This window comes from Methylolobus aquaticus (genome assembly GCF_054172105.1).
On record NZ_JBSYXP010000003.1, the window covers coordinates 74,477 to 87,470 of the forward strand.

Sequence of the window (12,994 nt, forward strand, 5' to 3'; positions counted from 1 at the left end):
GCCGGCGACTTTTAACCCTCCAACCGATAACAAGGGGTCTGTTCCATGAAAGCGAGCCGTGTCGCGATGGCGGTATCGGCGCTGATGGGTGGTGTGTGCGTCACACCGGCCGAGGCGCTGGACCTGTACGTCGATGTCAAAACGAACCAGGTGTACACGGTGCCAGGGCCGCACCGCGTAAAGCTCGGTGCCTTTAAGCAGGTCGACGAAGTGGCTGGCGAGATGGCCGCAGAAGCGCCGGCGCAAGTCGCCAGTGTCGATGACGTGAAAAAGGTCGAATCGAAGCTGAACCAGAAGATCGACGCGATCGCCAACAAGCCGAAGAAGCCTAACGAATCCAAAGGCACGATCGACGGCAAGGGCATCCGCTGGGAAACCAACGACGGCAAGTTCAAGTTCAGCATCAACGGACGTTTGCATACCGACGCCAACCTGAACTCGGGCGGCGACATTATCACCTACAACGATGTGAGCGGTACGGGTTCATTTCAGCCCGGTGATCCCATCACGACAAACAGACTGACCGACGGTACCGAAATCCGCCGCTTCCGTATGGAGTTCGCGGGTCAGTTCTACGACGACTTCATCTGGAAGATGCAGCCGGAAATCGCGAATGCGGGTGGCGACGGTACGATCGGTATCCGCGACGCCTTCATTCAGTACACCGGTTTCGATTGGGGCAAGTGGACATTGGGCCAGAGCAAGCAGCCGTTTAGCTACCAGCAGATGATGTCGTCGAACGACATGCCGTTCATGGAACGTTCGCTCGAATACGAATTCACGAACCGCTCGGTCAACCGAGCCGTTGGTATCCGCTACGACATCAGCGGCGAGCAATGGGGCTTCGCGGTCGGTTGGTACGGCGACACTGCCACCCGCCAGGCCTCGGGTACGACCGCCGCGGACGACGAAGGCTGGGGTGCGGCGGCGCGTCTGACCGCGGCACCAATTTATACGCCCGACACGCTGCTGCATGTCGGTACCTCCGTGGCCTATCGAGCGCCGCGCTCGGGTGACCCCAACATTCGCTATCGTATCGCGCCCAGTGCCATCGACCATGTGAACTACCTCGATACCGGCAACCTGAAGGGTTACGAGAACAGCCAGTTCTTCAATGCCGAAGCGACGGGTGCCTGGGGACCGCTGTCGTTCGAGGGCGAATACAACGCGACCTGGCTAAATCGTGACAGCGGGTACGATGACGGGTTCCTGAGCGGTTACCACTTCGACCTGATCTACAGCCTCACCGGAGAGTCGCGAGCAGCGTTCTACAACGCCGAGCAAGGCATCATCCGGAAGCTCCGACCGAACCAGAATTTCGATCTGGCGGGTGGCTGGGGTGCCTGGGAACTCAAGGGTCGTATCATGTACGTCGACATGAACAACGTCGGCGATCCCGGCAACACGGGTGGTCGCGAATTGGCCTCGACCTTCGGTGTCAACTGGCACTGGAACGACTGGGCCCGGTTGCTGGTCGACTGGACCCACGTCTGGGATCTCGACATCGGTGCTGCCGGCGCACGCCGCGCTCAGCTGTGCTGCGTCCCGGGTAACAACACGGGTGGGTGGGATCAGGTCTCGGCCCGCGTGTCGCTGGCGTACTAAAGGGCCAATCACGCCGGACCGTAGTCGGCTTCCCTCTGCGCAAAGCCCGCCTGTCGAAGGTGGGCTTTGGGCTCTGGCCTACGCGAATCCGGGTGTTGCTGGAGCGCGGGACGATGTCCGGACCGGCTTCCCCCAGCCACTGGAGGCCCCTATGATATGCGACGCTTCGCGATGCGTTGTGTCGGCGGACACCCAGGGGGCTGAGAGGCACGTCTGGTGGCCCAGTGATCTCAGGGTGAATTCAGTGACGATTGTCCGAAGCGTCGGGCGACGTTCCTCCGGAACCCGTAAGCAGTTCGGTGCCCCCGGGATGACTACCGCAAGAAACGTTAAAAGAAAGAGGAGTGTTTCGTGAATAAAGCTTTATTGATCGGCACTGCATTGGTTGCCACCGCGGCCGCGGGATCCACCTGGGCTGCCGGGCGCGATGCGCTCAGCATCGTCGGTTCATCGACGGTGTATCCGTTTTCCACCGTAGTTGCCGAGCAGTTCGGCAAAAGCGGGACCTTCAAGACGCCCAAAGTCGAGTCGACGGGAACCGGCGGCGGCATCAAGTTGTTTTGCGGAGGTGTGGGTGTGCAGTACCCCGATATCGCCAATGCATCCCGCAAAATGAAGCCGGCCGAATTCAAGAGTTGCCAAGCGGCGGGGGTCAAGGAAATCGTCGAAGTCAAGATCGGCTACGACGGCATCGTGATCGCCCAGTCGAAGAAGTCGGCATCGTTTCCGCTGACGCGCAAGGACATCTATCTGGCTCTGGCAAAGCAGGTGCCAGACCCGGAGTGCTCGGACTGCGGCAAGCTGATCGACAACCCCTACAAGACCTGGAGCGATGTCAACTCATCGCTTCCGAACCGCAAGATCGAAGTCATGGGTCCGCCGCCGACGTCGGGAACGCGGGATGCGTTCGTCGAACTGGCCATGGAAAAGGGTTGCGAGGAGTTCGAATGGATCAAGGACTGGAAGAAGAAGAAGGAGGCGGACTTCAAGAAGATGTGCCAGACGATGCGTGAGGACGGCGGGTTCATCGAGGCGGGAGAGAACGACAATCTGATTGTTCAAAAGCTGCTGTCGAACCCGAACTCGCTCGGCATTTTCGGCTACAGCTTCCTCGAAGAAAACACCGACAAGGTCGCAGCCCTGCCGGTGGAAGGCGTGACGCCGGACTACGACACCATCTCTTCCATGCAGTATTCGGTTTCCCGGCCGCTGTTCTTCTACGTCAAGAAGGCGCATGTCGGAACGGTGCCGGGCATACAGGAGTTTGTCACCGAGTTCACCAGCGAGAAGGCCTGGGGCGATGACGGCTACCTGACGAAGAAGGGCTTCATTCCGCTGCCGGAATACGAGCGGAAGTCTGTCGGCGAAGCGGCTCGCCAGATGAAGCCGTTTTCCCCGTAATCCGCTGTTCGGAAAGTTCTCCGCAGGCGTCGGGCTTCCGGCGCCTGCACGTCTTTACCAGCCTCCCAGCCTGCTCATCCCGCGCCCCGACCGTAAGCTGTCTCGGGGGCAAGGCCCGCAGGTACCGCGATTACCCTCCCGCCCCGCGGAAAGGAGGGCGTGCCACACCACTCCTTACCTCGCCGCCTTCCGGGTGCTGGTTGCACCGCGAGCACGGATTGGTCCGGGGCATTGACCGGCCGAGTCAGTAGCCGATCCAAAGCCCTCGAAAACTCTGCAGTTCCAAGGTCCGCCGAAGGCAGCGCGTACCATTGACCTCCTCGCCGCGGTCGTCGCTGAGCACCTGCTCCCGGTGTGCCAGATCGGGATAAAGTACCAGGGCCTCGGGATTGAGTCCCGCCAAGGGACCGGTGCTTACCGGTTTCGGTGGGTCGGCCGAGTGGCCGGTCCATTCGTATACCTGAAACGTTCCCTCGTCGTCGTGGGGACCGGCAACGATCAGGTATTGGCCGAGGGTGTCGGAGTAATCGATGCTGCGGATCCCGCGGCCACCCAAATCGAGCAGCAGCGGCGAGCCGAACCGCGCGGGCTGTGCCTGCATGACTTCCTCGGGGTTTTCGATTGGCACCAGCAGCGCTTTCCCGGACGGACGCGGGTTGCGAAATCCGATCATCAAGCCGCCCCGCGGGGTCTTGGACAGGCCCTCGATGTTCAGGCCGTCCGCACTTTCCGGCGGCAGGGTGGCCGCTTTGTCCAGGCCGAATTTCCCTAGTTCGGGATGCGCGGTGAGGTCCTCGATCAGAGTCCCGTAAGGCGTGCCGACGGCTTCGAGGTGGATGCTTTCCCCCTGGTAGTCCACACGCGTGGCGAAGAGCCGGCGCCGGGTTCCCGCATCACCGTTCGGATTCGCGGAGTGTGAAGTGATCCAGTAGATACGGTCGCCGATCCGGGCGGCGCCCTCGAGATCGGTTTCGGTGTCGGCCACGCCCAGGAATCCGGTGAAGTCCTCCTGGTAGAATGGCTGGCCGGGCTCGTCACGATCGTAGACCCGCAGCACGCTGTCCTTGTCGTTCGCGACGACGAAGTAGTGTTGCCCGATGGGTGCTGCAGCCGATGCATCGCACATGCCGCCATACCGCGAAAGCTCGGCGGAATGTGCGTTCGAAAGCGCTGCCATGGCAACGATGAGGCCGAACGAACAGGGTGACGTCGGGGGCTTCATGGGGACTCCGGAATTCGACACGTTCAGCCGTCCTGAAGCGCTGGATGGATCAATCCGTCCAGCCAAGCACGTTGTGGATGATCGACCAGCGCCGGGTATGTGACTTCGCTCCCTGGCCGAGAATCCAGAAATCGTAGGCTCGGTCGATGGTGCCGCGGGCCCGGTGGATCACGAGCCAGCTTTCGATGAACTCGAGCAGATCCTCATCCTCAGGGTGAACCATGTAACCCATGGGTATCTGTACTGAAGTCGGGCGCGGCACGACCACGGTGAAATGTGGATGGAGCAGGGTCCAGGCCGTGCCAACCTCGGCCGTTACCAGCATCGCGTCGACATTCGTCACTTTCTCCTCGAAGAAGTAACGCAAGGCCCGGACGAACTCGGTCTTGACCTCGACCGGGGCCAGATAATCGGTCAGAGCCGCCACGGGTAGCTGCAACTCGGTCGGAATGCCGATCGTCAGGTGATGTTGCTTGTGGATCGCCTCCAGGGTCGCAAACTTGGCGCGGTCCGGATCCCGCACGGCGAAGCCAAGCACGCCCTGGTAATAGGGGGTGGACAGACGCTTGGCCGGGATCAGCGAGGTGCTGTAGGGGACGCTCGGCACGACGTCGATCAGGCCGGCATCGATTTCCTGCGTCACGTTCTGCCAGGTGAACGGCACGAACTCGAGCTTAACGCCCAGTTCGTGCGCCAGGGCGCCGGCCAGGTCGACGTCGAAGCCCACCAGATCATGGTGGGCATTGAAAAATGTCAGGGGCAAGCGGTCGGCGTTGTAGCCCACGCGGAGGACGCCGTTCCGGCGAATGCGCTCCAGCGCACCGTTATGTTTCCGCGCGAGCGGTGCCCCGATCTCTTCCGGGGGTTCGTCGTCGACGATGATCTCGACCGGGCGTGTCGGCAGTTGCATGTTCATGAGCAACTGATCCTGATGATTCTCCGGATCGATGAACAGCGACAACAGGATCTTCGTGACGATGACCGCAGCTACGGTCACGCCTCCGGATATCGCCAGCGCCATCAGAATCCGGTGCCGGTCGAAACGCAGGTAGCCGGCCATGAAGCCGCCGGTGACCAGGCACGTCGCGAGCAGGCACATCGTGGCCAGCAGGCTGCTGAAGCGCCCCGTGACGAGGTCGCTGGCCAGATAGAGCTGGAAAAGATCCTGCGGGATGTCCAGCAGGTCCATCAGGAACGGGACGGCGGTGGAGGTCTTGGCGAAAAAGCTCAGCACGCCGGCACCGAACAGGACTGGATAATCGCTCCAGTCCAGCGCCTCGTCGGCCAGCCAGGCGGCGAACGGCAGGAACAGCAGCATCAGCAGCTTGCCCGCCATCGGGAAGTTGAATGCAATCGGGATGATCGCGTCGACGCTGTTCTCGGCCGCTTCACTGTGCAGGTCGTAGTCCTTGATCAACTCTTTCGCACGTTCGGCGAGCAGCGGCAGGACGATGAACAGGTTGTCGGCGACAAACGCCGTCAGCAGCGCGTCCTTCGCGACCGAGACCACGTGGCGGTAGCGGAACGGCGTCAGGGCCGTGACAAAGAATGGTACGACCAGGAACGTCAACAGCACGGCAGCCACGATGAACGTGACGAAATACACCTGCAGGCGTTCGAATTCGGTGATGCTCATGGTGCCGGCGGCGACCGCCCCGATCGCGAAAATTCCCAAAGGCGTCAACCCGGCGACGAACTTGGTGACACGTGATACCGCCTCGTTGAGCACCATGAAGGCGTCGAGCACGCGCTCCTTGTTGCGCGTCCCGATCAGCGCCAGACCCATGGCGACGCAAAACAGGACGACCGCCGGAACGGCGCTATTGGCCAGCGACGCGAACGGATTGTCAGGGATGAAAACTTCCGCGACATTGAACGGCCGCGGCGGCTGGACCAGGGCCGTACTGAAGAACGAGCCGCTTTGCAGGTCCGGAAAGGCCAGCGTCATCGCGACGATCAGCAGTGCCGTGACGACCCACATCGCGACGATGGATAGGCCCCCACCCTGCGCGAGGAGGCGCGCGTCGCTGCGTGACAGGCGTCCGAGCGAAGCCATCAGCCCAAGGACCAGGTAGGGGATGACGGTCATCTGCATCAGCCGGATATAGGCATCTACTGCCGTCTGCAGCACGGCGGCACCTTCGCCGAAGAACAAGCCGACCGCGACGCCCAGCACGAAGCCGACCACCACGCGGGTGCCGAAGCTCATGTCAGAGATGAACTTCAGTCGTTTGGGACGGACGACGTCGGGTTCACTGGGTGGCATAGCCTTGCTGCCTGTGGTCATCAATACTACTCCGGGACGTGAAGCATGCGGGGTGATAAGGGAGACGGATATGCCCTGTGAGCCCGCCCCGGTAACGACCAAGCTTATGCAGAGCCAGCCCGGCTCCGGCTGTGATGCTGCACCTCGGCCATGCCTCAGGGGCGCTCAAAGCAATGCCTCACGCAGCTACGGCCGCGTCGATGTGCCGACGCCGAGTGGCGAGAGGCTACCCCAAGGAAAATCTGAACAAAAGGCATGCTCGCTTCGTACGGAGTCGGTGACGCGAGAGGCGGTTTTGCCCTACCTGAAGAAATCAGAGTGTCCGTGACCCGGCGCGGGGCATTGATCCATCGGCATCGTCGTCGCGTGGTCAGGGTTCTCGGGGCGGCTCAGGCTTTCCTTGACGCCGCTGGGCCGCCCCTGAGTCAGTTCGAGCCCAGGCGCGTCAGTTTCGTGTGGGCAGCGTGTGAGCCCCGCTCCTTGCCGTGCGCCGGCTGCCCGGAGGCTACGCGGTTGAGGGGGGTGGAACAGGCGTGGTTCGGTCCGGCGCCTGCTCGGGGGAGCGGCTGATAACGGGGAAGATCACCCGGATCGACCGCAAAGGCCAGGAAGCGGCTGGCGCGCTCGCGCTCGAAGTCGTTGTCCGCGGAAGCGATCAGCAGATGGCGCCCGTCAGCGAGATCCGGCCCGAAGGTCAGTCCTTCGACCTTTTCGGGCATGTCCGGGATGCCGGCGCGCAACAGATCGACGAACAATGTTTTTGCGACCGGGGTAACCTGATTCGTACCGCCGCCGTCGCTCACCGTAGTGCCGGTCGACGGCAAGGCCGCGATGGACCGGACGTCGGTTGCGCCGTTGAGATCGACGCGAAAGATGCTCTTGAAGGTGGTCTCGGCCGCCGGCTTGGAGTCGTGTTCTATGATCAGGAACTCATGATCGTTGATCGCAAGGATCTCGCTGAGGCCGTTCGCGGGACGTTCCATCACGTACATGTACTCGCGCACGGCGCCGTTTTGCAGATCGACTTCCAAGATACGGCAGTTCACCCCGACAGGCTTACGGTCGGTGCCCAGAGCGCCGTCCTGCAGCAGCGGTTGTTGGATTACGGCCAGCAGGCGTGCTCCATCGGGCGTGATCGCGAGCCCCTCGAAGCCTCGGTTCGGCTGACGTCCCGTCAGGTTCTTGTTCTTCTCGTCGTCGGGGTTGGCGGAAGGAAAATCGACGAGGAATTTTCGTGGCACGGGAAGGTTGCGGATGCGCTTGCCGGACTTCAGGTCCACTTCGTAGATGTGCGGGCCGTATTCATCGCAGATCAGCGCGGTGTGGCCGCACCCGCTGACGCGCAGGCCTTCGGGGTCGAGGCGCAGACCGTCGGGCGAATTGATCGCATCGAACGTGCCGGCATGTCCGGTGAATTGCCTTCCGTCCTCGGTTCTGAGCAGCAAGGTGCTCGTCAGCACTGGCTCCACCGTATACCGGTTCTCGGCAACTTTGGCGAGCTTGATGTCGATCCGGTACAAGCGGTTGAAATACGATGTCTTACCGCCCGCCGGTCCGCGATCCGGCAACGCGAGATAGGAGTTTCCGTTACCGCTGTACGTGATCGCCGAACCCAGCCCCCCGACACGGTTGTGGGGTGACGCGCCGTCTTCCAGTGTGCGGTCGAGCTTCGACTGGTCGACTGCATCGCCGGGAATCGAGCCTTCGCCGATGAATGTGACCGCAGCTTGCGCGGACATGAGGGGCGTTACGGTGACTGCCGCAACAAGCAGCAGTGCCGATATCGTTTTCATCGATGGTTTATCCGAACTTCGTAAGAGCGCTATAAGGGAGGACCGATATCCATTTGGTGCTCACCCGGCTTAAGAGACCTCAATGTAGACGGGCGGCATATGCCCATGACGGGCATCCCAGCCACATCCTGTCAAGAATGTGTTACAGGATTGTGAATGCGGCGGGTCGAAGCCGATTGTTGCGGGGTTTTTCAGTGCTGCGAAGTCATGCGGTCGGGCCCGCACCGCGTGACGTCCCTAGGTGTCGCCGGCCGACGTCCAGTGTCGCGCGAAGTGGTGGGAAGCCTGGAGACGTTGCGACAGGAACAGAAAACTCATCGATATCGCGTAGCCGTAGGCGGCGCCGACCGCGCCGAGGTAATGGCCCAGTGTCGCCGTCAGCCCCAGGTTCATCACCAGCGCCACGGCGCTCGTGTAGAACACCTGACGCTCCCGCTTCATGAATTGCAGGTAATAAGGTGAGTCCGAGAACATCGCATTCACCGATGCCCCGACTGCCAGCACGCAGAGCGCAGGGTAACCGTCGCGAAATTTCGGGCCGAACCACGCGAGGATGTCCTCCCCGAGTAGGACGACCACCGACAGGAAGAGCAGCGACAATCCGGACATCACACCAATCCGGTGGGCCAGTAACCGCCGCATCGAGGCCTTGTCGCGCCGCTCTAGATAGAGCGACATCAGTGGCAGATAGAAGCGATTCGTCGTGTTTGCGAGCAGTACGATGAAGGTCCCCGTTTGTGCCGCGATCGCAAAGGTTCCAACCACGGATTCGGAGGTGAACAGGAGTTCCAGGATGATGACGCCCGAGCTGGCCATCAGGCTGAGCATTGAGCTGTTGATCAGGAACGGTGCGGCCCGCCGCAGCCATTTCCGGCGCAGGAAATGCGGTTGGGCGTGCCAGAAATCCTCAGGCATCGAGTGCTTGACCAGATAGTGGATGGCCATCAGGGCGATCAGCCAGGCCAGCCCGTAGCAGATGCCCACGCCGATTGCGGTCGTTCCCAGCTCAAAAAGATTGCCGAGACTGATGAGCACGAAGAAGCTGGCCGGCAGCAGGAAACGGTAGATCACGACGGCCTGGATCTGGGCGCCGGCTGCCGTCGCGACCTCGACCAGGAACAGGACCGCGGTGACCGCGGGCAGGAAGGCGACCAGTACCAGCATGGCCGCGTGCGAGTCCGCATGCCGGCTATAAAGGATCACCTCCAACGATGACGCGAGCAGCAATACCAGGCCGACACTCAGTCCGACGGTAGCCCCCAGTGAGAAACGCCAGAAACCCCTGGCATGACCCCAGTCGCCGCGCTCGCGGTAGACGGGGATGCAGCGCAAGGCGTACTTCTCGAGCCCGAGCGTCGCGAAGGTGCTCAATACCGTAACCAGAGACAGGGCCACGCTGTAGTCATCGAAATCGGCGGCGGAGAGCTGGCGGGCCAGGGCGATGTTGGCCACGTAAAGCAGGAGGTAATTGCCGATGGCCAGCGCGGCCAGGCTCAGCGGACGGGAATAGTTGCTCTTCGCGAGAAACCCGGTCGTCGTCAATTCGTTTTTGACGGCCGGGCGGATGTTCTCCGCGACGTGTGAGGGGCCAGGCTTGGGGCTACTCGATATCGTCAACTTGGGGGTGTCCCACGAAATCAGTTTAATCCGCTTTGCCATCGGAGTCGCTAAGCTGGCAACCTTTTGGCCAGTGACGCCGCAGCGACGCGGTTCTCAACGAATCCCCCCGATGGAACGACCATCGCGCATCGGTAGACGTTTGCGCCATCAACGGGCTCGTATGTTCCTATGGACCTGCAGCCCCATGAACGCGCGCTGCTGGCCGGGTCGCAGTTCGGTCCAGGCCCGGCTAGCGGCTCAGCCAGACCTCGACGCGTCGATTCTTCTCGCGGCCTTCCGGGGTGCTGTCCGCCGCAACCGGCAGGGCCGGGCCAAAGTCCGCGACCTTGACGTTTTGTAAGCCCTTCCTTTCCAACTCGGCCTTAAGTTCGGCGATCGCGGCGTCCTGCACATGGGCCTGGTCTGCACCGGGCACGGTGTCTCGATTGCGAAAGGCCGCTAGGACGACTTCCCGATTGCGGTACTGGGGGGTCAGCAGGACCTGAACGAGTCGGGGCAAGTCATTCCAGGCCTTGCTGTCGGGCTCGGTGCTGCCGGGTTTGAAGCGGATGGAAACCGGCAGTGGGTCGGCGGTCTGCGCCAATTCGGTGTACGCCTTCGGGGCCTGTTTCGGAAGCGGATGCGGGTCTTCTGCGCTATCCAGCGGTTCGAGCGTTCGACCGACGAAACCGGTGGCATCCACCAATTTCTGTCCGGCCGGCGACTGCGCAAACTCCAGAAACTCTCCCACGCGTCGATTGGACGGGTTTGGCGGCGCATACAGGTAAAGGCGGCGCGACAATGGATAGTCTTCGCGGTAAACCAGCGTCCGTGTTGCGGGAAAGCCTGGACCGGCCGTTGCGGCCACTCTGACGGCCTTGGCTTTGCCGATGTAGGGCAGGGCGATGAAACCGATGCCGTCGGGATCCCCCGCTACCGTGTCCGACACGTCACTGCTCTCGACGATGTAGGTGATGTCCGGTGACAGCGCGCTGCGGTCCAGGTTCACCATGCCGACGAAGGATGCGAAGGTGCCCGATTCACGGTTTCGGGAGTACCGGTGTATCGGACGTTTCGCACCGCCAAGCGTCGACCACTGCTTTATGCGCCCGTTGAAGATGCGCTTGATCTGGTCCAGGGTGAGCACCGTGACCGGGTTGGACGGATGGACCACGACCGCCAGGCCATCGAGACCCAGAACCTGTTCGGACTTGCGGTCCCGCATGTTGCCGAGCGATGCGAGTTGCTCTTCCTCGGCAGCGGTGATCGTTCGCGATGACATGCCGATGTCGGCGACGCCGTTCTTGAGTGCTTCGAACGCGAAGCCTGATCCGGTCGCGAGGATCTGAATCGAACTGGGCGCCGTTGCTCCGGGGAGGTAGCCCTCCACAACAGTCCTGTGCTCTTTCGGTTCGCGGCGCACTTCCACGCGCACGGCACCCAACACATCGTTCATGTAGGCTTTGGCGAGCGTCGGCGCCAGATCGCTACCGATGGTATTGGAGCCTACCAGACTCAGCAGCACAGGCTGTGCAGTCGCTGGATCCATAGAGGATCCGGTACTGGCTGACGGCGAGTCGTAGGGGGTCGGCGCCTGGACCAGTGCCACAGCGGCGGCCAGTCCGGCGAGCGCAAGCACAGCGGTGAACAACAGCGCGGGGTTGATGGCTCCGGTCTGTCGTGCTGCGCGCTGGACGGACCGCGGGGCGACACACCCGGTACCGTTGGTTGCCGTGCCCGGAAATGAAACTCGGTCTTTCGTGATCGATGGCCGGTCACGGAGTTTGCCGGAAGTTGACAGCCCGGATCGTTCGCAGGTCCGTGTAGTCATGTTCAAGTCTCGAAACGCCTTATGCGCTCGTCATCACAATGCGTTGGCGACACCCGCTTGTCAACCCGGACCCGGCGTGCAGTTGACGGCTCTGCCGATCAGGCGGCCGCGCCCCCATGCGGCGACGAGGTGATGCGGTTCACGAACATCCGGTAGGATGCAGGCGTGTCCGATGCCGTGCCTACCGCGCTCGCGGCTGCACTCGCAAGTCGCAGCAGGGCGTTATCGGCACGCTTGTGAAGACCTTCAACAGCCGGCGATGGTTCGAACGCTGACCCTGATTGCGCTGATTCTGACGCTCCTGACCATTGCGCTGGGAGCCTACGTCCGGAGTTGGGATACGGAGCCGGGTTGTTCGCAGTGGCCCGGTTGTTTCGGCCGTTCACTTACGCGCCCGGACGGAAATCTCCAGCCTCGCTTTGCCGACGACAGGCCGGTCGACATGGCACAGGTGCGGCTCGACATCAGGACACACCGGTATTTCGCGGGTGCGGTGGGCGTCACTGTGCTGATCCTGGCGGCGCTGGTCTGGACGCTACCGGAAAATCGCATGCGGGCCACGTTCTGGGTGATGGCTGCTCTTTGCATGGTGGTCATGCAGACGGCCCTGGGCCTATGGACACTCGAGCACCAACTGCTGCCCCTGTCAGTGACCGCTCATCTGCTGTTGGGCTACGCGATCCTCGTCGTCATCTTTCTGTCACACCTCGCAGCCAGTCCCGATGATGGCGGGCGGAGGCTGGTGCCTGCAGGAATGCCCATCCGGTGGCTGGCACGGATCTGTCTCATCATTCTGATCAGCCAACTGATGCTCGGAGGGTGGACCAGCACTCATCAGGCCGGCCTGTCCTGTCCGGATTTTCCGACGTGCCTGGGGCGGGCGTGGCCCGACGCCGACTATGCCCGAGCCTTCGGCCTGAGTCAGGGAGACTGGCTCGAGGGCGACAACGGCAGGCTACCCGAGGCCGCCCGTGCGGCAATCCACTGGGTCCACCGTGTTGGCGGTATCCTGCTGTATGTGGTCGTGACGGTCTTGGCGCTCGTCATTACGGGCAGTAATCGCTGCCAGAGCTTGCGGCCAGCTGGTATCGTGATGAGCATGCTGGTGCTTACGGGCACCGGGACCGGCATCGCCGCCGTCATGATGCGGCTACCGACCCTAATGGTGGTTGCGCATACCGTTTTGGCCGGTCTGCTGACCTTGAACGTCATTTACGTGAATTTGCGCCTGAGGGGGCGTTTCTAACGGTTCGTTCCGCCGTTGCCGCGACAGGAAA

8 protein-coding genes are annotated in these 12,994 nt (G+C 62.1%); 3 read left to right on the plus strand and 5 right to left on the minus strand.

The genetic code is table 11. The annotated features are described in order from the left end of the window. The first annotated feature begins 45 nt into the window (after window positions 1-45). The gene (locus ACW73L_RS04785; RefSeq protein ID WP_498920334.1) at window positions 46-1,605 is read left to right on the plus strand and encodes an OprO/OprP family phosphate-selective porin; all 1,560 of its coding nucleotides are present in this window, start codon (window positions 46-48) and stop codon (window positions 1,603-1,605) included. Between the two features lie 351 nt (window positions 1,606-1,956). Continuing rightward, window positions 1,957-3,006: a PstS family phosphate ABC transporter substrate-binding protein gene (locus ACW73L_RS04790; RefSeq protein ID WP_498920336.1), complete on the plus strand. Its 1,050-nt coding sequence runs from the start codon at window positions 1,957-1,959 to the stop codon at window positions 3,004-3,006. A gap of 244 nt (window positions 3,007-3,250) precedes the next feature. Here ACW73L_RS04790 and ACW73L_RS04795 read toward each other — a convergent pair whose 3' ends face one another. From ACW73L_RS04795 to ACW73L_RS04815, 5 genes are all read right to left on the minus strand, one after another. Continuing rightward, window positions 3,251-4,228 carry a DUF3616 domain-containing protein gene (locus tag ACW73L_RS04795; protein WP_498920338.1) on the minus strand — a complete coding sequence of 326 codons (978 nt, stop codon included), beginning with the start codon at window positions 4,226-4,228 and terminating at the stop codon, window positions 3,251-3,253. 49 nt (window positions 4,229-4,277) lie between these two features. Next, window positions 4,278-6,515: a cation:dicarboxylate symporter family transporter gene (locus tag ACW73L_RS04800; protein WP_498920339.1), complete on the minus strand. Its 2,238-nt coding sequence runs from the start codon at window positions 6,513-6,515 to the stop codon at window positions 4,278-4,280. A 404-nt stretch (window positions 6,516-6,919) separates the two neighbouring features. Beyond that, complete coding sequence (locus ACW73L_RS04805; protein WP_498920341.1) at window positions 6,920-8,287, minus strand: esterase-like activity of phytase family protein; 1,368 nt, start codon at window positions 8,285-8,287, stop codon at window positions 6,920-6,922. Window positions 8,288-8,524: 237 nt separating this feature from the next. Beyond that, entirely contained in the window at window positions 8,525-9,946 is a 1,422-nt protein-coding gene (locus tag ACW73L_RS04810; RefSeq protein WP_498920343.1) for a lipopolysaccharide biosynthesis protein, read from the minus strand. 190 nt (window positions 9,947-10,136) lie between these two features. After that, the gene (locus ACW73L_RS04815) at window positions 10,137-11,717 is read right to left on the minus strand and encodes a substrate-binding domain-containing protein (RefSeq protein WP_498920345.1); all 1,581 of its coding nucleotides are present in this window, start codon (window positions 11,715-11,717) and stop codon (window positions 10,137-10,139) included. A gap of 259 nt (window positions 11,718-11,976) precedes the next feature. Between ACW73L_RS04815 and ACW73L_RS04820 the strand changes: the two genes are divergently transcribed. Next, on the plus strand, window positions 11,977-12,963 hold the full coding sequence (locus ACW73L_RS04820) for a COX15/CtaA family protein (protein ID WP_498920347.1): 987 nt from the start codon (window positions 11,977-11,979) through the stop codon (window positions 12,961-12,963). Window positions 12,964-12,994 lie beyond the last annotated feature (31 nt).

Bases quoted from the DNA above. Each gene is read 5' to 3' on its own strand.
- ACW73L_RS04820 (WP_498920347.1), top strand. From the start codon at position 11,977: ATGGTTCGAACGCTGACCCTGATTGCGCTGATTCTGACGCTCCTGACC.
- ACW73L_RS04795 (WP_498920338.1), bottom strand. From the start codon at position 4,228: ATGAAGCCCCCGACGTCACCCTGTTCGTTCGGCCTCATCGTTGCCATG.
- ACW73L_RS04815 (WP_498920345.1), bottom strand. From the start codon at position 11,717: ATGACTACACGGACCTGCGAACGATCCGGGCTGTCAACTTCCGGCAAA.
- ACW73L_RS04805 (WP_498920341.1), bottom strand. From the start codon at position 8,287: ATGAAAACGATATCGGCACTGCTGCTTGTTGCGGCAGTCACCGTAACG.
- ACW73L_RS04785 (WP_498920334.1), top strand. From the start codon at position 46: ATGAAAGCGAGCCGTGTCGCGATGGCGGTATCGGCGCTGATGGGTGGT.
- ACW73L_RS04810 (WP_498920343.1), bottom strand. From the start codon at position 9,946: ATGGCAAAGCGGATTAAACTGATTTCGTGGGACACCCCCAAGTTGACG.
- ACW73L_RS04800 (WP_498920339.1), bottom strand. From the start codon at position 6,515: ATGACCACAGGCAGCAAGGCTATGCCACCCAGTGAACCCGACGTCGTC.